Consider the following 20,002-nt stretch of genomic DNA (forward strand, 5'->3'; position numbering starts at 1 on the left):
TCGTGTCTGGTGTGACCCGAAGCTATGCCCGCGCCACATCAGGCGCTCACCCATTCCTCTCTGAAACTTGCCTATTTCTGCTTCACCCTTGCGTAGCCGCGTGCGCGCTGTCAGGGTCGGATGATGGAAAGGCAACTGCAAGAACTACGGGCGCTGGCCTCGAAGGCCGAGAACAAGCGTACAGAGACGGGCATTCCCGGCGTGGCGATGGTCCAGGGCGAAATCCCCGAACACAAGCTAGCCGCCGTCTATGATCCGATGGTCAACCTGATCCTGACGGGGTCGAAGACGATGACGGTCGGCGATCGGACGTTCCACTACGACCCGGCGACCTATTTCGTCATGTCCGTGGATCTGCCGGCTGTTGGCTCAGTCCATCCGGCCGCGACGGGCGAACCCTATCTGGCGGTCAGCCTGACGCTCGATCCGACGACCCTCGCGGGGTTGATCCGCGATCTCCCGGTAAAAGTGTGCAGCGAATTGTTCGGGTCGGGGTTCTCGATCGCCCCGGTCAATGCCGATTTTCTTGATGCCTGGATCCGCATGCTACGGCTGATGGACCGCCCGAACGAGATCGCGGTGCTTGCTCCTGTCTATGAACGGGAAATCCTGTTCCGGGTGCTTCAGGGCCCGCTTGGATGGATGCTGCGCGACATCGCCTCGCCCGATACGGCGCTCTCCCGAATCAGCTTGGCAATCAATTGGATCCGGCAAAACTTTGCCCAGCAAATCAGGGTCGAGGCGCTGGCCGAGATGGCGGCCCTGAGCGTGTCCGCCTTCCATCGTCACTTCAAGGCGGTGACGGCACTCAGCCCTCTGCAGTATCAAAAGCGCGTCCGCCTTCTCCATGCCCGATCGCTTCTGATCGCCGGACAGGGAAACGCAACATCGATCTCTTTCGGTGTCGGATACGAGAGCCCGAACCAGTTCAGCCGGGAATACGCGCGCCTTTTCGGTCAGCCTCCGTCAAGAGACCTGGCGAAGGCCACGCGCGATCTGCGTGTCGCGTAGCCGACCAGGAGGCCTCCAGAGAGAACCTCATTGGTTCGACCTCTCGCCTAGCCGCCAATCTGTCTTCCACCTGGCACGATCCGGGGGGCAGCCCGAAGGCTGCTGGCTGCAAGGAGCCTTATTCCGCCGGCGACGGTTTCTTTCGAAAGAGTGCGACCAGATTGTCCCACAGCTCGATCTTGGCGCCCTGGCGCTTCATGATCACGCCCTGCTGGAGGATCGAGAGCGTGTTGTTCCAGGCCCAGTAGATGACGAGGCCGGCCGGGAAACCCGCCATCATGAAGGTGAAGATGATCGGCATCCAGGTGAAGATCGCGGCCTGCGTCGGGTCCGGCGGCGTCGGGTTCATGCGCATCTGCAGGAACATGGTGACGCCCATGATCAGCGGCCAGACACCAATCATCAGCATATGCGGCAGCGTGACCGGGATAAGGCCGAACAGGTTGAACAGCGACGTCGGATCGGGCGCCGCCAGATCCTGGATCCAGCCGAAGAACGGCGCGTGGCGCATCTCGATGGTGATGTAGAGCACCTTGTAGAGCGAGAAGAAGACCGGAATCTGCAGCGCCACCGGCCAGCAGCCGGCAAGCGGATTGATTTTCTCGGTCTTGTACAGCTCCATCATCGCCTGCTGCTGCTTCATCTTGTCGTCCGCGTATTTCTCGCGGATCTCCAGCATCTTGGGCTGCACCTTCTTCATGTTCGCCATCGACGCGTAGGACTTGTTGGCGAGCGGGAAGAAGATGGCCTTGACGATGACGGTGGTGGCGAGGATCGCCAGGCCGAAATTGCCGAGGAACTTGTAGAGCGTGTCGATCAGCCAGAACATCGGCTTGGTGATGAAGTGGAACCAGCCCCAGTCGATCAGAAGGTCGAACCGCTTGATGTGGCGGTCTTCGGCATAGGCGTTGATCTTGGCGACTTCCTTGGCGCCGGCGAAGACCTCGGTCTCAACGGTCGCCGACTGGCCGGCCTCGACATTGATCGGATCGGTCAGGAAGTCGGACTGATAGCGGTGGCGGCCGTCCACGAAATAGCCGAAGCGCGGCTGGAACGGCTGCTTCTCGCTCGGAACCACCGTCACCGCCCAGTATTTGTCGGTGATGCCAAGCCAGCCATCGGTCGACTTGCCCGGCTTGACTTCCTTGTCCTTCTCGATGGACGCGTATTTGTGTTCCTGCAGGCCTTCCGCTCCGGTGAAGCCGATCAGGCCCTCATGCAGCACGTAGGTGCTGGCGACAGCCGGCTTGTCATAGCGGGTGACACGGCCGTAATTCGACAGTGAAACCGCGCTGGAACCGGAATTCTGCACCGTGTCCGAGACCGTGAACATGTAGTCGCCGTCGACGGAGTAGGTGCGCTTGAAGGTCAGCCCCTTGTCGTTGGTGTAGGTCAGCGTCACCGGCGTCGACGGGGTCAGCGTCGGGTTGCCTTCGATGCTCCACACCGTGTCCGCACCCGGTACCGTGCCGGTCTTGTCATTGCCGACGAAGCCGATCTCGGCGAAATAGCCGGTGGGAAGTGTCGACGGGTTGAGCAGTTCGATCTCGGGCGAATTCTTGTCGACGGTCTCGGTGTAGTGCTTGAGCTTGAGGTCGTCGAGGCGCGCGCCGGTCAGGTTGATCGAGCCCTCGAGGCTCGGCGTGTCGATCTTGACGCGCGTCGAAGCGGCAAGTGCCTGATCACGGCCGGCCGCGGTGACGGTGTCGCCGCCAGGCGCGTTGGGAATGGCGCCAGGCGCAGGCGCAGGCGTTCCAGCACCCGGGTTGGCGGCCTCGGCCGCCTTCTTCTGCTCCTCGACACGCTGCTGCTCGATCTTGGCGGCCTCGCGCTGCGCCTCGACGCGCGGGTTCATGTAGAAAACCTGCCACAAAGTCAGGATCAGCACCGACAGCGCGATGGTGATGAAGAAGTTCCGGTTATTTTCCATCGAGAGCCCTTGGCCTATCGTGTTCCGCGAAGTCGGCGGGAGAGTTCGGCCTTCAACTGGCCGAAGGGGGCGCGCAGCGCATCATCGCGCCCGACGATGACATAATCATTGCCGGGCGTCATGTCATCTGCGGCATGGGTGCGGACGGCTTCTCTCAGCCGCCGCCTGACGCGGTTGCGCACAACAGCGTTGCCGACCTTCTTGGTAACGGTGTAGCCGACACGCGGCACGCCGCCATCGCCGCGGTCAAGGACCTCGACGAGGAAAAACCGTCCGCGTCGCTTCTCACCACGACGGACGGCCAGGAATTCCGCGCGTTTCAGAAGCCGCTTGGGATTTTGCCCCACTGGCTTGCCGGTTGCGGGCAACGATCTTGTCTCGCTTAGGCGCTGAGCCGCTTGCGGCCGCGGTTGCGGCGAGCTGCGACGACGCCACGACCACCCTTGGTGGCCATGCGGGCACGGAAACCATGCCGGCGTTTGCGGACGAGTTTGGACGGTTGGTAGGTACGCTTCATTTGTTTTAATACCGCGGGGTGCGGCCCTTCTTGATTCTGTCACTTTGTAACAGGAGCTTTGCCGGGCCTGTTTTGGCGCGATCGAAACCGCGCCGGGACGAATGGCCCGAGCGTGAGCGGGCTTATAGAAAGAAGGGTTTTGGAAGTCAATCCGGCGTCGTCGCGACGTGGACGCAGGCTTCATGACGGTAATTTAATGTTCGGACCGAAGGATGAAATTGGCAAAAAACGCATAATCGCCTAATCTTGGCCGATCAAGTGATTGTGAAGACAGAGTCGCATGAGCGAAGCCAGCCAAGCAGGGGAAGGGATCGGCACGGCGCCAGCCGCCGTCCGCACGGTGCCCTTGTCACGCGGCCTGTCGACAAAACTGCTGCTGTTGACCATCGTTTTCGTGCTTTTGGCTGAAGTGCTCATCTTCCTGCCCTGGATCGCCAGTTACCGGCTGAGCTGGCTCAAGGAGCGGCTGAGCACGGCCGCCGCCGTTTCGATCGTGCTGGTGCAGGGCGAGTCCACCTCATTATCGCGCACGGCCCAGAACGACGTGCTGATGGCGATCGGCGCCAAGGCGATCGCGGTGCGCGACGGCGGCGTCTCGCGGCTTCTGGTGGTGGCGGACATGCCGCCGCAGGTAGACGAGCACATCGACCTCGCCAGCGTCGGCATGATCAAGGGCATGACTGGCGCGCTCGACACGCTGTTCTTCGGCGGCGACCGGATGCTGCGGGTTTTCGGACCGGTCGGCGACAGCGACAAGGAGTTCGAGCTGATCATGCCGGACTACTCCCTGCGCAAGGCGATGCTCATCTATTCGCGCAACGTCGCCTTCGTCTCGCTGCTGATCTCGCTGTTCACCGCCATGCTGGTCTATGCCGCGATCGACCTGATCATGATCGGGCCGATCCGAACCATGACGCGCTCGATGCTGTCCTTCTCCGAGGCCCCCGACGATCCCGGGCGCATCATCCATCCCGCCGCCCGCGCCGACGAGATCGGCGTTGCCGAACGCGAGCTGTCGCAGATGCAGGAGCGGCTGCAAAAGATGCTCTCCGAGCAGAAACACCTTGCCGACCTCGGCCTGGCGGTCTCGAAGATCAACCACGACATGCGCAACATCCTGGCCTCGGCGCAACTGATGTCGGACCGCCTGCGCCAGGTCAGGGATCCGACCGTGCAAGCCTTCGCGCCGAAGCTTTTGCGCGCGCTCGACCGGGCCGTCTCCTATTCGGAAGGCGTGCTTCACTACGGCCGTACGCAGGAGCCGCCGCCTTCGCGCCGCAGGGTGCGGCTGCGCCAGCTGGTCGAGGATGTACACGGCCTGCTCGACATCGAGGAGGGCATCGAGTTCATCAACGCGGTCGAGGTGGCTTTCGAGGTGGATGCCGATTCCGACCAGTTGTTCCGGGTGCTCACCAATCTGTGCCGCAACTCGGTGCAGGCGATGGCGGCGGACACAGAGAGCGCGGTGGTGCGGCGGCTGGCGGTCTCGGCCGAGCGCATGGGCAGTGTCAGCCGCATCGCCGTCACCGACACCGGGCCCGGCCTGCCGCCGAAGGCGCGCGAAAACCTGTTCGCGGCGTTCCGCGGCTCGGCGCGCAGCGGCGGAACCGGTCTTGGCCTGGCGATCGCGCACGAACTGATCCGCGCCCATGGCGGCACGGTGGAACTGGTCGAATCGATTGGCGGGCGCACCACTTTCGCGGTCACCATCCCCGACCAACCGGTGCGGCTCGACCAGGCGCGCGGTAGCCTGCGCCGTCCGGCTTGACAGTCTCGGTGGTGCTTTCCCGAGGCTCTCGCCTTTCGGGACTGACGCTCTTGATGGCCTTCCCCGCGACTTTTCCCCGCCCAGCTTGAAATCAGACCGGCTCGTCGGCCGCTTCAAAGCCTCCGGGCGGGGCTGTCACCGCCAGATGACACACTCACGACAAAACTTTTGCCGGATCGGCTTGCTTTTCCCAAATTCAGTCGCTAGGGAACTGCACACATTCGCGGCCGGTCCTTGGGATCGGATCGCGGGGCCGTTGAAAACATGGCCTGATGCGCGCCCGTAGCTCAGCTGGATAGAGCACCAGACTACGAATCTGGGGGTCAGGAGTTCGAATCTCTTCGGGCGCGCCATTCCATTCAATTGAAATCGCTGGTGTTTTAAGGCTGGCCAACGCGACCGCACCGACCTGGGTACCAGAATTCATCCGGTTTGGAAGAACGGACATTTCTTAGAAGGCGCTCGAGTGCCTAGACCTCAGCATCTTCGGGGTGCGAACCCTGTCGTTCGATGCTGCGCAGGGTCGACGTCTAAGATCTGCCGGCCGCAAGCGGAGCCGTCTGGTTCTGACGCGTCCGAAGTGGCCCAGCATGTCGGCGACCTTGCACTTGATCTGTCAAGTGGTTTAATAATGTCCGTTATGAAAATGGAAGGTCGACCAGATGGGACGCCATCGCGAATTTGATGTGCAGAAGGTACTGGACGCCGCATTGAACGTCTTTTGGCGCAAGGGTTACGAGGGCGCATCGTATGCTGACCTTGTTGAGGCGGCAGGCGTGGAGAGGCCCGCCCTGTACTCAGCCTTCGGCAACAAGGAAGCTCTCTTCCGGCAAGCCTTGGCTCGCTATGACGAGTTGTACCTGGATTATATTCCAGAAGCGCTTCTGCTGCCCACCGCGCGGGAGGTTGCCGCGCACATCCTTTATAATGCGGCCGACCTTAATACGCGCTATCCCGACCATACGGGTTGTCTTGGCGTCAATGGAGCCCTGGCGGTGTCCGACGACGCGGAACCCGTACGACAAGCGTTGATAGATTTTCGTGCGGCGGGTCAGGCGCAGCTTCGTGCCCGCTTCGAGCGGGCAAAGGCAGAGGGCGACTTGCCGGAGCAGGCGAAGCCCGACGCCCTTGCTGCATTCGTGATGGCTATTACACACGGCATGGCTGTGCAGGCCAAGGCAGGCTTTAGCCACGACATGCTGAAGGCTGTCGCCGACCAGGCACTTTCCACATGGCCGGGCAACGAAAAGCGATCGGTCTCAAGGAAGGTCGCCCGGTGACGGGCCAGCACAGGCCCGCGCTCGAAATCACCAAGTCCTAGACGTCCTTTCGCGACGGTCGCTGAACGAAATTCCATCGTATCAGACGCCTTCCCAGCGCAGCGACCGCAGACCTCAAAAACTGTTTTTCGAAACGGTCATTATAAATTCCTTGACATTCATTCACCAGATAACATACTGATCGTTATCGTAATACTCATTACGAATTTTGAATGTTTGGCATTTTTGACGCCACGCATGGATGGCATTGGGTTGCCTGTGGCGCAAAACGCAACGCTCTGTCCGGTCGCTGTCTTGCAGAGCCCGGCCGAGCACTTCCCCCTCAATGAAAATGAAGGAGAACTGGCTATGAAAAGTATACGCAAGGACGTTGTCGCGCTTGGCCTAATACTCGCCACGTTGTTCAGCGTTGCGGCCGGCGCGCAAAACGCGACCGCAGCGCAGACGTCGGCCGCGGTATCCGAGCTGGCCCACCCGCTGACCCCTGGTCTCGGTCCGGACACGGGCTTCACCCATCACCGCGTGGCGGTCGGAGACGTGCGCCTCCACTACGTTCGCGGCGGCAAGGGGGAGCCATTGATCCTGCTCCACGGTTGGCCGACAACGTGGTGGGAGTGGCATAAAGTCATGCCGGGCTTGGCCAAGGACTTCGACGTGATCGCGGTGGACACACGCGGACTCGGCGATTCAAGCCGACCCCAGAATGGCTACGACAAGGACCAGCTCGGTGAGGACATCGTAAAACTGGCGCGTCAGCTTGGCCTGACCCGCTTCTCGCTCGCCGGGCACGACCTAGGCGGCCAGATTGCTTTTGCTATCGCCCGCAATCATCCCGACATGGTGAAACGCCTGGCAATTCTCGACGTGCCGCTGATGGGGATGCCGTATTCCGACGCAATTCAGCCGTGGCACTTCGCCTTCAATAAGGTGCCGGATCTGCCGGAAGCGTTGACACAGGGCCATGAGCGCCTTTTCCTTGACCAGTTTTGGAGCGGATACACCTACAATCCGCGCGGCTTCGAGGAAGCCGACATCCAGGAGTTCCTGCGCACCTATGCCGCGGTCGGAACGATGCGCGCGGGTTTCAACTACTACCGTGCCTTCGATCGGGACGGCGCTGCGAACAAGGCATGGCTCGCCAAGGGCGGCAAGCTTCAAATGCCGGTGTTGTGGCTGGGCGGAGAAACCACGCCAGAGGCCGAAATGGCAACAGCAGGCATCATCAGCACCGGCGACCTGCTGGGCCGGCAGCTGGAGACGGCTGCGACCGACCTTCGTGGCGAAAGCCTTAAGGGCTGCGGCCACTGGCTCGCCTCCGAGTGCCCCGAACGCACCGAAGAGCACCTACGCCTCTTCTTCAAAGGGAACTGACGGGTTAGCCCTCATGAAGCATCAAGGCGCGCTTCGAGCGCGCCTTGAACGAAGCCGGATCGTTGGACCGCTTGGGGCTTCGCCGACCGGCACCACATCATCGAATGGCTCAAGCACGTCCAGCCAACCCGCCGCACAAGAAAAGGCACTGATCAACCGGTGCCACCACTCTCCCGCGGCGAGCGAGGTGGCTCACCACACAATGCTTGCCGTGCTCGGGTCCGTCAGGCTCGATATCAACCATCGACCAGCAGGCCCCGGCAAAGCGTCGCTCAAGTAGACCGCCTGGAAGGGCATGATCCCGGCCGCCGGTCCCTCCAGATCGATTTGCGTGAGCCGGCCACTCTCAAGGTCATCTTGCACAATCCAGCGGGGCATGTGTCCCCAGCCAAGTCCAGCGAGCAGAAGTGCGTGCTTGGCCCCGAGATCACCGAGCCGCCAGATATTCTTGTTCTGCACGCCATATTCGACACCCGCCGTTAGCTGCGACCTGTCGGTGAGGATCAGCTGCGTCTCGCTGGCGAGTTCTCGCAAAGTTACGGGGCCGCGAACTCGCGCGAGGGAGGTTTCCGGCGCAACGACCGTCACCAGTTCCTCGCTGACAAGACGTTCGGACATCAGCCCGGGCGGCGGGAAAGGCAGCGTACCGGTGATGCCGAGGCTACATACCCTGTCCAGAACCAGTTGGGCCACCGCTCCCAATGCCTCGACATGCAACCTCAGCGGCGTCGAAGGGAACTGATGCTTGAAGCTCGCCAGACACGCGGTGAGATGCGGGCTGGGGAAGAAGACGTCCACGACAATGGACAGCTCCGCCTCGAGCCCTTCAGACATGCTTCGCGCCCTCGCCTTCAGCATGTTCGCTTCTGTTAGCACCCGGCGGGCATCGACGATCAAGCTGGTGCCCTGGACCGTGAGCACGGGGTATCGGCCCACGCGCTCGAACAGTTTGACGCCGAGCAATGCCTCAAGATTGGCGATGGTCTGGCTTACAACGGATTGAGCTCGGCCGAGCGACCGCCCCGCAGCGGAAAAGCTGCCTGTATCAGCCGCCGCAACAAAGGTACGCAGTTGGTCGAGGGACACGGGATCGAGCATCTATCGTTCCTGTAGATGGGTGCGATCTACTAATATAGGCTACTGATGGGATCTGGAAAGAACCACCTTCAAAGCGAAGGAGTTCTCCTGTGTCCCAGAAAGTTAAAGTTCTTGTCATCGGCGCGACCGGGTTTGTGGGTGGCGCGACTGCGCGAAGACTCGCCGCGAAGGGCAATGCCATCAGCGGACTGGCGCGATCGGATGAAGCCGCCGCGCGGCTAATCGAGGTCGGGATTACCCCGGTCCACGCTGACCTTGAGCAAGACATCGAAGGTGTCGTCGCCGCCGCAAAGTCAGTCGATGCGGTTGTTTATGCGGCGCAGATCGCACCACCGGCCGAACTGGAGGCCGTATCGGCCATGCTCGACGCGCTCTCGGGTAGCGACAAGACGTTCGTATTCCTTTCCGGCTCAGGGGTTCTTTGCCAGCGCACCGAGGGCGCGTGGAGCACTGACAGCTTCGCCGAAGACGAGGCGTTTTCTCCCGAGCCGCTTGCGGTGGCACGTGTCGAAACCGAGGCGCTGGTGCGTTCGGCCGCTGGGCGCGGGTTGCGTGCAATGGTGGTTCGGCCGCCTATGATCTGGGGGCCGGGAGACCATGGCCATGTGCCCATGGTCTACCAGTCCGTCGCGGCGACCGGAGCCGCCTGCTACATCGGCGATGGGCTTGCCACTTACGGCAACGTCCATGTCGACGACATCGCGGAGCTGTTTGCTCGCGCGCTCGAAGCTGGCGAGCGCGGCGCCCTCTACCATGCTGTCGCGGGCGAAATCCCCAACCGCTGGATCGCCGAGGCGGTCGCACGCGACCTGGGCTGCGAGACGCGCAGCGTCACCATGGCCGAGGCCGCGGAAATATGGGGCGAGTTCGGCGCGCTCATCATGAGTGTATCGAGCCGTGTGCGCGACGCGGCGACGCGCAAGTCTCTCGGCTGGGCGCCCCGCAACAACGACATGCTGTCCGAGATCGGCGAGCCGCGCCTGCGCGCCTTGGCCACTACAAACACAAACCCAAAGAAGGAGTGAAAACCATGAAAACCCATGAAGGCAAGGTCGCGATCGTCACGGGCGGTCGGCAAGGCATTGGTCGAGGCATCGCAGATCTCTTGGCGAAGCGCGGGGCGAAGGTTGTGATCGTCAATCGCACTGACGCGCCTGACATCGCCAAGGCCATCGGCAATGACGCTATATCGCTCGCGGCCGACATTACCAAAGAGGCCGATTGGGCCAAGGTCGCAGCCGACGTCGAAAAGCGCTTCGGCCGTGCCGACATCCTGGTTCATGCGGCCGGCATCTACCCGTTGGCGACACTGGACCAAATGACGCCGGAGGAGTGGCACCGGGTCTTCTCGGTGAACCTCGACGCGCATCTGGTCGGCGCGCGTGCCATCGTGCCTCCGATGCGCAAGGGCGGTGGCGGCTCGATCGTCGCTATCGGGTCCGATGCCGTCAACCTGGTGACGCCGCCGGGCATGGGCTTCTCGCACTATGTGGCGTCGAAAATGGGCGTCGTCGGCCTGGTCCGCGCGCTCGCCAACGAGCTCGCCGCCGACAACATCATCGTCAACGCCGTCCATCCCGGAATCACCGACACCGAGGGCGCCAGCGGCATGCCCAACGAGCAGAAGGCACAGGTCTTCATGATGCAGGCGATCAAGCGCCTGGGCACGCCTGCCGACATCGCCGGACCCGTCGCCTTCCTCACCAGCGACGACGCACGTTTCGTCACCGGCCAGACCATCGCGGTTGACGGTGGCCTTCTGAAACTTTGAAAGGAAGACTATCGATGCGGCTCTTTCATCACGCAGGCACGTGCGCGCTCGCGCCGCATGCGGGCTGACCCTGCACCCACATCTAAAGAGCGGGCTCGCTTCGACCGCGTTGGAGAAGTTCACACGGTGATCGTGTTCGGCTTGCCGCGGACACGAAAATTTCGATCCCTAGAGGCATCTCCGTCGGGCAACGCGACCCAGCGATCCGCCATCGCCGGGAGAGTGGGATCGGTCAAAAAGCTCGATCGTGAGACGTTTCATGCGCGCTCTAAAAACCAATTGCGGGATAGAGCCCTTCGATCTAGACTGATTGCATAGTGCAATCAGAAGCGCACGGATGTGCCGTGCGGGGAAAGGGGAAGCTATGGCCAAGCTCGTGTTCGGAATGAACCAGTCCCTGGACGGCTACGTCGACCATATGGGATTTGCGCCACCCCCTACACTCTTCCGCCACTTCATCGAGGAGGCCCGGCAGCAGGCGGGCAGCGTGTACGGTCGCCAAATGTATGAGATCATGCGTTACTGGGACGACGATCATCCTGAATGGGATGCGGATCGACAGGCCTTCGCGGCGGCGTGGCGGAACCAGCCAAAATGGGTCGTTTCGCGCTCGCTGAAGTCGGTCGGCCCCAAGGCCAGGCTGATCGGGGATGATCTCGAAAGTGCGATCCGCGATATGAAGGCCGGGAGCGAGGGGGAGATCGAGGTTGCTGGTCCGACCTTGGCGCAAAGCCTTACAGAGCTTGGCCTGATCGATGAGTATCGAATCTACCTGCACCCCGTCGTGCTTGGTCACGGCAAGCCATATTTCGCCGGACCCCGGTCGCGGCTCCGCCTCCTGGCTCACGACCGGATTGGCGAGGACGTGATCCGGCTGACCTACGTTCCTGCCTGATCGCGCGATGTGCGCCCGTGCCACTCCGCCCCAGTCATCGGCGCGGTATCTTCCAGAACCACTCGACAGGCGTCTTGAGCAGCTCACCAAGTCGGATCCCGACCTTCGAGATCATCGACCGGAAGAACCTGCGGCCGGCGGCCGTGACTGGTGTATGGCTCGGCATAGGCCATTTTGAAGGCACCGCCGAGCACGGCGGACATGGCGGCAAGCGATGCCGCGATTCTGAGCGTGGGAAGGCTTGTTCCCTGCAAGCCGGAACGGCAGCTGGTGATCGGGGCGCTCGTGGACATGTCGGTCATGGCGTCCTCCTGCAAGTGAGGATGACGCCGCCTTGCGCCCAGGTCCTTGGCCTCAGCCTGAAAAGCCCTCAATAACCCTGAACAGTCCTGAAGTTCGCCATCAGGACCGTCTTGGATTATACCGTCCTGGGTTATCCTGCCCGCGAGCGACGGGCTTTTGGCAAATGGACGTGGATTTCGGGAACTTCAGCCTGAAACGAACCGAACGGGTGCTGCTGGGGCCCCAGGGGCCGGTGGAGCTTTCGGCGCGGTCCTTCGACATCCTGGCCGTGTTGCTGGAGAGGCCGGACGAAGTGGTCGGCAAGACCGAACTCTTCGATGCGGTCTGGCCCGGCGTGGTGGTGGAGGAGAACACGCTCCAAGTCCACGTTTCAGCGCTCCGAAAACTGCTGCCTGCCGAGATGATCGTTACCGTGCATGGCCGCGGCTATAAATATGCCGGCCCCAAGCCCTTGGCGGTTGCAACGGAAGCTCCGGCGACGTCCAGGCCGTCCATCGCTGTCCTTCCCCTCTACAATATGAGCGGCGACCCGGAGCAGGCCTATTTCAGCGACGGGATAACCGAAGACATCATCGCCGGGCTTGGCAAGTTCAGGGAGTTCCTGGTCATTGCGCGGAACTCCTCCTTCCAGTTCCGCGGCAAGGCCAATGACGTGGCCGAGGTGGCGGAAAAACTTGGCGTCAAATACATCGTCGAAGGCAGCGTGCGAAAGACCGGCAACCGAATCCGGGTGACCGTGCAGTTGATCGACGCGTCCTCGGCGGCCCATATCTGGGGCGAGCACTACGACCGCGAACTCGACGATATTTTCGCCATTCAGGACGACATCACCCAGATGATCGCGGCCCGCCTGGCCCGGCAGGCCAGAACCGCGATCGCGTCGCGCGCCAGGGCCCGGCCGACCAACAATATGTCGGCCTATGAGTTTTACCTGCGGGCGCTGCAACTGGCATCGGTCTATGACACGGTGCTCGAAGCGGAACCGTTTCTGCGCCAGGCGGTAAAGCTTGATCCGCGGTTTGCCGCCGCCCACGCCATGCTGAGCTTTGTGGAGTCCATCAAGTACTACTGGGACTACAACAATCCCGGTCATCTGCATTCCGGACTGGAGATCGCGAGAACCGCATTGGGCCTTGACCCCGACGAGGCCTATGGGCATCTCGCCACCGGCTTCGCTCACCTGTACTTGCGCCAGTTCAGGCAAGCTGAAATCAGCCTTGACCGGGCGATTGCGCTCAATCCGAACGATCCGTTCATTCTCAGTATCCGCGCTATTTTCCTCAATCACACGGACAGGCCGGAGGAAGGGCTTGGTGAAATAAACGAAGCCCAGCGCCGCGACCCATACGCCGTGGGATGGTATGATGACTTTCGCGGCGTCCTGCTGACCACGGCTGGACGATACAGCGAGGCAACGTCCTGCTACGCGAAAATGGCAGCCGTACCGCCATGGTCGCTCGTTCGCCTTGCCATCTGCCATTCCGAGCTCGGCGAAACCAGGCAAGCGCAAGACGTCCTGGCAAAGGTCAAGGCACATTACCCCGGACTAAACCTTGACGAGATCGTTGATACGGAAGTGGATTTCTACAGGGATCCCGCCGTGTGCAACCGTTACCGCGCGATACTGCAGCGCGTTGACAGGGAAGAATAAGCCTCGCAGCCGGGCGAGGCCCACACAAGCCGCCAAGCCTACTGATGGATTGTATGGTTCCGCTGATACAGCCGACACTGCCCGTCTGCGTGCGGCAGGCATGGCCCTTGGAGACCTGATCATGACCCTTCCCGGCATCAAACGCGCCTTGATCACCGGCGCCGGAGCCGCCGACGGCATCGGCTTCGCCATTGCCCGCCAGCTTGGTCACACCGGCCACGCCGTGTTCCTCACCGGCGCCAGCGCGCGTGTGCTTGACCGCGCCACCGAACTTCGCGCCACGGGCATCGATGCCGGGGCCATGGTCGCCGATCTCACCAAGGCCGCCGATGTCGCGCGGCTGCGGGCAGATGTCGGCGCCGTCGACATACTGGTCAACAATGCCGGCATGGGCTCGCTGGCATCACCCTCGGCCGACAAGGCGTTTCTCGCCATGACCGAGGCCGATTGGGACCGAGGCATCGACGTCAGCCTGAAGACGGCGTTCCTGGTTACCCATGCGTTCCTGCCGGCGATGATCGAAGCGGGCCATGGGCGCATTGTCAATGTGGCGTCGGTCACCGGGCCGCTGGTGTCTTTCGAAGGTACATCGGCCTATTCGGCCGCCAAGGCCGGCATGGTCGGGCTGACGCGCACGCTGGCGCTCGAAGTGGCCAGGAGCGGCGTGACGGTCAATGCAGTGGCTCCCGGCTGGATCGAAACGGGCGCGTCGAGCGAGATGGAACGGATGGCGGCCTTGCATACGCCGCCGGCGCGGGCGGGCCGGCCGGATGAAGTGGCGGCGGCGGTCGTGTTCCTGGCTTCCGAAGGCGCCAGCTATGTCAACGGCGCTCTTTTGGTGGTCGATGGCGGCAACAGCCTCCAGGAACACAAGGGCTGAAGGGTGTGCCTTCGGTGCCCTTGAGCCAAGCAGGGGGGAACCAAACCGCCCGGCGGCGGTTTTCCCCTCGAAGGGACCGCAGACCTCAAGGGTGCGGAACAATGTACGACCATCTGGAACTGGAACTGGCGAGAGCCAGGCAGCGCGTCAAGCGTGCGGAATTCTTTCTCACGCGAGCAAATGCAATGCTGGACGGGGAGCGTGGCGTCGGCATCAGCCTTGCCCTGTGCTGCCGGATCAGATCCGAGCAAAAACGTGTGGCTGAAGCGCGCTCACGCCTCCGCCAGATCGATCCCACCACACACTGATTGTGCCATGACCATGATGCCCTCTCCCGAAAAGAGTGCCGCATATCGCGCCGCGAAGCTCGCCGTGCTGCGAAAGCTGATGGTGAAGCATATCGAGCGCACCGATGCCCAGGCACGGAGTGTCGAACAGGCGCTGGCGGTGTTGGCTGAAGCGACTGCCCAGGCCAGCGGCGCGCATCGGTAGCATCACCGCCGCCGGTTCTTGGCCGTCCCCGGAAGGGATGCGGAAAGCTCGCTCTTCGAAGGAAGGGTGGGGCGACCGTGATCGCGCAGAACGTGTCGTTGCAATCCAAGCCGCCCTCAGGACGCCTTGGCCAGAAAACTCTGGTAATCCGACTTGGCCTGCAGCAGGCGCAGCACATTCTCGCGTGATCCCCGCACATGGGCACGGGCCAGGGTACCGGCCCGAGCGGCGTCGCCGGCGCAGATCGCCTCGATGATCTCGGCATGCTCTTCGCGGGCGATCTTCCACTCGTCGAGCCACAGCAATTCGGTCCAGACATAGTGCTGGCACTTGTCGAGGATGCCGCACAGCATGCCGTGCAGCATGGCGTTGCCGCTGATCTGCGCAATGACGCGATGCAGGTCGATGCCCACTTCGAGTTCCTGGAATTTTTCCTTGGTGGTGCGGTCGGGAATGGCGGCGAGCCGCTCGCATTCGGCCAGCATGGCGCGCAGCCGTGCCTTGTCCTTCTCGGTCGCGGCGGCGGCCGCCAGTTCGGTCGCATGGCCGTCGAGGAGTTCGCGGATGTCGAAGGCCTCGCGGAACATGTTGATGTCGAACTCGGTGACGACATAGCCCTGGCGCGGCCGGCCTGTGACGAGGCCGTCGCGTTCTAGGCGGTTGAAGGCTTCGCGTACCGGCGTGCGGCTGACATTGAGCCTGGCCGCGATATCGTTCTCGGTGACGCGCGAGCCCGGCGGAATCTGACCGGTCACGATCATCGCCTTGAGCGAGGAATAGACCGAGTCGCGCAGCGTGTTTTTGGTTTCCTTGGCCAAGTCCGTTTCCAGTTCTCCGGTCTTTCCGCCGGAAGTCGACATGATCTCATAGCTGTATTCAAAGTCGGCGCGATTTGCCACGCCCCGGCACCGCGTCCTGCCAGCCCTCCCGATCAAAGGCTCCTGGCAATGCCGAGCGCTGTTGACATCGCCGATCGCCAAGCTACACTCAAAATTGTATACAAAATAGCATGCGAAATCAAAAATAATGGGAACACCGGTTGGAGAGCCGAAAAATGAACAGGATCAGAAGCGTTAGCGTTGTTGCGGTTGCCGCCCTCATGGCGGCCGGCGCGGCCCCCGCCATGGCGGGCGATACCATCACCGTCGCCTCATGGGGCGGCACCTATCAGGAGGCTCAGACCAAGGCCTTCTTCAATCCGACCGCCGACGCGCTCGGCATCACCATCAAGCAGGACACCACCAACGGCCTCGACGATGTGCGCCTCCAGGTGACCGGCAATGCGGTGAAATGGGATATAACCGAACTCGGCGCCGACGAATGCGCGCGCGGATCGAAGGAAGGCCTGTTCGAGAAGCTCGACTACGGCATCATCGACAAGAGCGGCATCAACCCGAAGCTGGTGCATGACGACTGGGTCGGCATTTCCTACACCTCCGTCGTCCTCATCTACCGGACCGACGTCTTCGGCGACAAAGGCCCCAAGACCTGGGCCGACTTCTGGAACGTGGAGAAGTTTCCGGGGCGGCGCGCGCTGAGCGGCAGCCAGTCGACCGAGACGCTGAGCGTCGCCGCACTCGCCTCGGGCCTGCCGATCGACAAGGTTTATCCGGTCGACATCGACAGCGCGCTGAAATCCGTCGACAAGATCCGTGGCCATGTCGATGCCTGGTGGACATCAGGCGCGCAGGCGATGCAGCTGGTCAAGGACGGCGAAGTCGACATGGCGAGCATCTGGAACGGCCGCGCCGGGACGCTGAAGAAGGAAGGCGCGCCGGTCAGCTTCTCCTTCGACCAGGGCGTGCTCACCGCCGACTGCATGGTCATTCCCAAGGGCGCCAAGAACAAGGAAGCCGCCATGAAGGCGCTGGCGATGTTCGTCAGCCCGCAATTGCAGGCCAATCTGCCGCTCTATGTCGACAATGGGCCGGTGAACGAGAAGGCTTTCGAGACCGGCAAGATCCCGCCGGAGCGGATCAAGGACATCAACTCGTCGCCCGAAAACGTCAAGAAGCAGGTGCTGCAGGACGCCGAGTTCTGGCGTGACAATCTGGTGGAGGCGACGGAGAAGTTCAACAATCTGATCCAGCAATAGGCCGCGGCCGGGACCCGAACCACGGCAGGGCGGCGCACGCTGAAACGGAACCCGCCCTGCTTCCGCCGCCCCTCACCAGGAGACGATGATCTTGTCCATTGCGCCATCCGCGCTGCCGATCAGCATGCGCCGGATCGAGAAACGATTTGGCAGCGTGTCGGTGCTGCGCGACCTGAACCTCGATGTCGAGGCCGGCGAATTCCTGACGCTGCTCGGGCCCTCCGGCTCCGGAAAGACGACGCTGCTGATGATTCTGGCCGGTTTCGTCAGGGCCAATGGCGGCTCGATCCGGGTCGGCGACGACGAGATCATCACCACGCCGCCGCACAAGCGCAACATCGGCATGGTGTTCCAGAACTACGCGCTGTTTCCGCATATGAACGTCTTTCACAACATCGCCTTCCCGCTGAAGCAACGCGGCGTACCGGCCACGGAAACGGCGGAGCGGGTGGAGAAGGCATTGGAGCTGGTGAAGCTCAAGGGCCTGGGCGAGCGCCGGGTCGACCAGCTTTCCGGCGGCCAGCGCCAGCGCGTGGCCCTGGCGCGCGCCATCGTCTTCGAGCCGCGCATCGTGCTGATGGACGAACCGCTGTCGGCGCTCGACAAGGGCCTGCGCGAACACATGCAGATCGAGCTGCGTGCCCTGCACCGGCGGCTTGGCATGACGACGGTTTATGTCACGCACGACCAGCGCGAAGCCATCACCATGTCGGACCGCATCGCGGTGATGAACGCCGGGCGCATCGAGCAGCTCGACAAGCCGGAAACACTCTACGCCGCGCCGAAGACGCAATTCGTAGCCGGCTTCATCGGCGAATCGAATTTCATTCCCGTCGAATGCCGCAACGGGTCAGTCTGGTATGAGGACAGGCGGATCCAGACGGCAGGGGCGCCGCCGGCCGCCGGCCGGCACCTGATGGTGGTGCGGCCTGAGAAGCTGCGGCTGGTCACGGCTGCCGAACCGCCGAACGGTATCAACGTGCTCGACGCCACGCTCAGCGACATCATCTACCAGGGCGACAGCTTCGTCTGTTACGCCTCGCTGCGTGACGGCCGCCAGCTGACGCTGCGCGACTATTGCCGCAGCGACGTGCTGTCCAGGCTGCCGGCCCCCGGCCAGCCGGTCAGGCTTGGCCTCGATGCACAGGACACGATCCTGGTGGAGGCCGAGGGATGAGTGCGCCATCCGCCCTCCTCGAAGAGGCCACCAGCGCGGGCCGGGACCTCAACGCGCGGGCTCTGCGCGCCGATGCGCGGCGCGAGCAGCTCAGGCTGCTGGCGCTTTTGTCGCCCAGCCTGGTCCTCGTCTTCGCCATCATCATCGTGCCGATCGGCTGGCTGTTCTGGCTGTCTCTGTTCGACGAGGCCGGTGCCCTCAGCGCGTCCAACTATGCGCGCTTCTTCGAGCAGGCCTCCTACATCAAGACCTTCATCACCACCTTCAAGGTGGCCTTCATCGTCACCGGTGCCTGCGTGCTGCTCGGCTATCCCCTGGCCTACATGCTGTCGCAGCTGCCGCGCCGGGCGGCGTCGATCTGCCTGATCTTCGTCATCCTGCCGTTCTGGACATCGGTGCTGGTGCGCACCTATGCCTGGCTGGTGATCCTGCAGCGCAAGGGCCTGATCAACAGCTGGCTGATCGACCTCGGCGTGATCAGCCAGCCGCTGTCGCTCGCCAACAATCTGTCCGGCGTCGTCATCGGCATGACGCATATATTGCTGCCCTTCCTGGTGCTGCCGCTCTACGCCTCGATGAAGACCATCGACACGGATTGCCTGCGCGCCGGCATGAACCTTGGCGCCGGCCCGGCCGCCACTTTCCGGCAGATCTTCTTTCCACTGTCGCTGCCCGGCCTCGCCTCGGGCGTGGTCATCGTCTTCGTGCTCTGCCTCGGCTTCTTCGTCACGCCCGCGCTGATGGGCGGCGGCAAGGTGATCATGTGGGCGATGCGCATGGAGCAGACCACCAGCCTCTATTCCAACTGGGGTGCGGGCGCGGCGCTTGGCGTGGTGCTGCTGCTGGTCACGCTGGCGCTTCTCGGTCTCTTCCAATGGCTGCTCGGCGCGCGTGCCACCGGTGTGTGGAGTTCGCGATGAGCGGGGATGTCGGCCTGCCGATCTCGCACCGGCAACGTCTGTGGCTCTACGCGCTGGGCGGCCTGGTGCTGTTGTTCCTGATCGCGCCGTCGGTCATCATCGTCATCATGTCGTTTTCGAATTCGACGCTGCTGCAGTTCCCGCCGCAGCAATGGTCGCTGCGCTGGTACGAGAGCTACTTCCAGTCGCTGGAATGGCGCGACGCCACCATCGTCTCGGTCAAGGTGGCGGTCATGACCGTGCTGGTGGCGACGCCGCTCGGCACCGCGGCCGCCTATGCGATCAACCGGGGCACGCTACGCTTCAACGGCACCATCAACGGCCTGCTCACCGCATCGCTGATCATTCCGGTCATCCTGATCGGCATCGGCACCTTCTTCCTCTATGCGCGCATCGGCCTCAACAACACGCTGACCGGCTTGGTCATCGCGCACACGGTGCAGGCGCTGCCCCTGGTGGTGCTGACGGTGCTGTCGGGCTTGCGCTCCTATGACATGAACCAGGAGCGGGTGGCGCGTAGCCTGGGTGCCGGGCGCATCGGCGCCTTCTGGCAGGTGACGATGCCGCAGATCCGCTTCTCGATCGTCTCGGGCGCACTGTTCGCCTTCATCACTTCCTTCGACGAAGTGGTAGTTTCGCTGTTCATCTCGGGCGGCGAGACGACGACACTGACACGCCGCATGTTCAACGCGCTGCGCGACCAGATCGATCCGACCATCGCCGCCATCTCGACCTGCCTGATCGTGCTTTCCGTTCTGCTCCTGTCGATGGCGCAGATCTTCGGGCGGCGGCATTGATTTCCATCAGACCAATTCGCTTTAGTGACCATGGGATATCCAGACA

The 20,002-nt window shown here is 62.6% G+C and carries 21 protein-coding genes and 1 tRNA gene; 16 read left to right on the forward strand and 6 right to left on the reverse strand.

Annotated elements, in window-relative coordinates:
- Nucleotides 1–123: 123 nt before the first annotated feature.
- Entirely contained in the window at nt 124–1,011 is an 888-nt protein-coding gene (locus AC07UC_RS03570; protein ID WP_494904058.1) for an AraC family transcriptional regulator, read from the forward strand.
- A gap of 118 nt (nt 1,012–1,129) precedes the next feature.
- Here the strand turns inward: AC07UC_RS03570 and yidC are convergent, their stop codons facing one another.
- The 3 genes from yidC to rpmH are packed head-to-tail and all read right to left on the reverse strand — an operon-like array spanning nt 1,130 to nt 3,458.
- Nucleotides 1,130–2,941 (reverse strand): membrane protein insertase YidC, encoded by a 1,812-nt coding sequence (gene yidC / locus AC07UC_RS03575; RefSeq protein ID WP_494904060.1) that lies wholly within the window; start codon nt 2,939–2,941, stop codon nt 1,130–1,132.
- 14 nt (nt 2,942–2,955) lie between these two features.
- Entirely contained in the window at nt 2,956–3,309 is a 354-nt protein-coding gene (gene rnpA, locus AC07UC_RS03580; RefSeq protein ID WP_140770787.1) for a ribonuclease P protein component, read from the reverse strand.
- Between the two features lie 14 nt (nt 3,310–3,323).
- Nucleotides 3,324–3,458, reverse strand: a complete 135-nt coding sequence (rpmH, locus tag AC07UC_RS03585; RefSeq protein WP_008833937.1) for a 50S ribosomal protein L34 — start codon at nt 3,456–3,458, stop codon at nt 3,324–3,326.
- Between the two features lie 280 nt (nt 3,459–3,738).
- On the opposite strand from rpmH, the gene AC07UC_RS03590 reads away from it, so the two are divergent.
- The 4 genes from AC07UC_RS03590 (at nt 3,739) to AC07UC_RS03605 (ending at nt 7,877) form a co-directional block, all read left to right on the forward strand.
- Complete coding sequence (locus tag AC07UC_RS03590; RefSeq protein WP_202325093.1) at nt 3,739–5,226, forward strand: ATP-binding protein; 1,488 nt, start codon at nt 3,739–3,741, stop codon at nt 5,224–5,226.
- 276 nt (nt 5,227–5,502) lie between these two features.
- Nucleotides 5,503–5,579 (forward strand) — tRNA-Arg (locus AC07UC_RS03595).
- Between the two features lie 309 nt (nt 5,580–5,888).
- Nucleotides 5,889–6,506, forward strand: coding sequence for a TetR/AcrR family transcriptional regulator (locus AC07UC_RS03600; protein WP_202325094.1), 618 nt, complete (start codon nt 5,889–5,891; stop codon nt 6,504–6,506).
- 348 nt (nt 6,507–6,854) lie between these two features.
- Complete coding sequence (locus AC07UC_RS03605) at nt 6,855–7,877, forward strand: alpha/beta fold hydrolase (protein WP_494904064.1); 1,023 nt, start codon at nt 6,855–6,857, stop codon at nt 7,875–7,877.
- Between the two features lie 192 nt (nt 7,878–8,069).
- On the opposite strand, the gene AC07UC_RS03610 is transcribed toward AC07UC_RS03605, so the two are convergent.
- The gene (locus AC07UC_RS03610) at nt 8,070–8,975 is read right to left on the reverse strand and encodes a LysR family transcriptional regulator (RefSeq protein ID WP_494904066.1); all 906 of its coding nucleotides are present in this window, start codon (nt 8,973–8,975) and stop codon (nt 8,070–8,072) included.
- 89 nt (nt 8,976–9,064) lie between these two features.
- Here AC07UC_RS03610 and AC07UC_RS03615 point away from each other — a divergent pair, with 89 nt between their 5' ends.
- The 3 genes from AC07UC_RS03615 (at nt 9,065) to AC07UC_RS03625 (ending at nt 11,641) form a co-directional block, all read left to right on the forward strand.
- Nucleotides 9,065–10,000, forward strand: a complete 936-nt coding sequence (locus AC07UC_RS03615) for an NAD-dependent epimerase/dehydratase family protein (RefSeq protein WP_494904068.1) — start codon at nt 9,065–9,067, stop codon at nt 9,998–10,000.
- A gap of 5 nt (nt 10,001–10,005) precedes the next feature.
- The gene (locus tag AC07UC_RS03620) at nt 10,006–10,746 is read left to right on the forward strand and encodes an SDR family NAD(P)-dependent oxidoreductase (RefSeq protein ID WP_494904070.1); all 741 of its coding nucleotides are present in this window, start codon (nt 10,006–10,008) and stop codon (nt 10,744–10,746) included.
- 364 nt (nt 10,747–11,110) lie between these two features.
- Nucleotides 11,111–11,641 (forward strand): dihydrofolate reductase family protein, encoded by a 531-nt coding sequence (locus AC07UC_RS03625; protein WP_494904072.1) that lies wholly within the window; start codon nt 11,111–11,113, stop codon nt 11,639–11,641.
- 83 nt (nt 11,642–11,724) lie between these two features.
- Here AC07UC_RS03625 and AC07UC_RS03630 read toward each other — a convergent pair whose 3' ends face one another.
- A complete protein-coding gene (locus AC07UC_RS03630; RefSeq protein ID WP_494904074.1) occupies nt 11,725–11,943 on the reverse strand; it encodes a hypothetical protein in 219 nt (72 codons plus the stop codon).
- Nucleotides 11,944–11,975: 32 nt separating this feature from the next.
- Here AC07UC_RS03630 and AC07UC_RS03635 point away from each other — a divergent pair, with 32 nt between their 5' ends.
- The 4 genes from AC07UC_RS03635 (at nt 11,976) to AC07UC_RS03650 (ending at nt 14,967) form a co-directional block, all read left to right on the forward strand.
- Nucleotides 11,976–13,595 (forward strand): winged helix-turn-helix domain-containing tetratricopeptide repeat protein, encoded by a 1,620-nt coding sequence (locus AC07UC_RS03635; protein ID WP_494904076.1) that lies wholly within the window; start codon nt 11,976–11,978, stop codon nt 13,593–13,595.
- Nucleotides 13,596–13,716: 121 nt separating this feature from the next.
- Nucleotides 13,717–14,475 carry an SDR family oxidoreductase gene (locus AC07UC_RS03640; RefSeq protein WP_494904078.1) on the forward strand — a complete coding sequence of 253 codons (759 nt, stop codon included), beginning with the start codon at nt 13,717–13,719 and terminating at the stop codon, nt 14,473–14,475.
- Between the two features lie 101 nt (nt 14,476–14,576).
- Nucleotides 14,577–14,783: a hypothetical protein gene (locus tag AC07UC_RS03645; RefSeq protein ID WP_140770801.1), complete on the forward strand. Its 207-nt coding sequence runs from the start codon at nt 14,577–14,579 to the stop codon at nt 14,781–14,783.
- A 7-nt stretch (nt 14,784–14,790) separates the two neighbouring features.
- Complete coding sequence (locus AC07UC_RS03650; protein ID WP_494904081.1) at nt 14,791–14,967, forward strand: hypothetical protein; 177 nt, start codon at nt 14,791–14,793, stop codon at nt 14,965–14,967.
- Between the two features lie 116 nt (nt 14,968–15,083).
- Here the strand turns inward: AC07UC_RS03650 and AC07UC_RS03655 are convergent, their stop codons facing one another.
- On the reverse strand, nt 15,084–15,866 hold the full coding sequence (locus AC07UC_RS03655) for a GntR family transcriptional regulator (protein WP_494904083.1): 783 nt from the start codon (nt 15,864–15,866) through the stop codon (nt 15,084–15,086).
- A gap of 155 nt (nt 15,867–16,021) precedes the next feature.
- Between AC07UC_RS03655 and AC07UC_RS03660 the strand changes: the two genes are divergently transcribed.
- The 4 genes from AC07UC_RS03660 (at nt 16,022) to AC07UC_RS03675 (ending at nt 19,956) form a co-directional block, all read left to right on the forward strand.
- Complete coding sequence (locus AC07UC_RS03660; RefSeq protein ID WP_140770803.1) at nt 16,022–17,062, forward strand: ABC transporter substrate-binding protein; 1,041 nt, start codon at nt 16,022–16,024, stop codon at nt 17,060–17,062.
- Between the two features lie 91 nt (nt 17,063–17,153).
- The gene (locus tag AC07UC_RS03665; protein WP_202327160.1) at nt 17,154–18,239 is read left to right on the forward strand and encodes an ABC transporter ATP-binding protein; all 1,086 of its coding nucleotides are present in this window, start codon (nt 17,154–17,156) and stop codon (nt 18,237–18,239) included.
- Complete coding sequence (locus AC07UC_RS03670) at nt 18,236–19,159, forward strand: ABC transporter permease (protein ID WP_494904085.1); 924 nt, start codon at nt 18,236–18,238, stop codon at nt 19,157–19,159. The genes AC07UC_RS03665 and AC07UC_RS03670 overlap by 4 nt, the downstream gene beginning before the upstream one ends.
- On the forward strand, nt 19,156–19,956 hold the full coding sequence (locus tag AC07UC_RS03675) for an ABC transporter permease (RefSeq protein ID WP_494904087.1): 801 nt from the start codon (nt 19,156–19,158) through the stop codon (nt 19,954–19,956). The genes AC07UC_RS03670 and AC07UC_RS03675 overlap by 4 nt, the downstream gene beginning before the upstream one ends.
- The last annotated feature ends 46 nt before the right edge of the window (nt 19,957–20,002 follow it).

This window comes from Mesorhizobium sp. GW821-FHT04C10 (genome assembly GCF_059420305.1).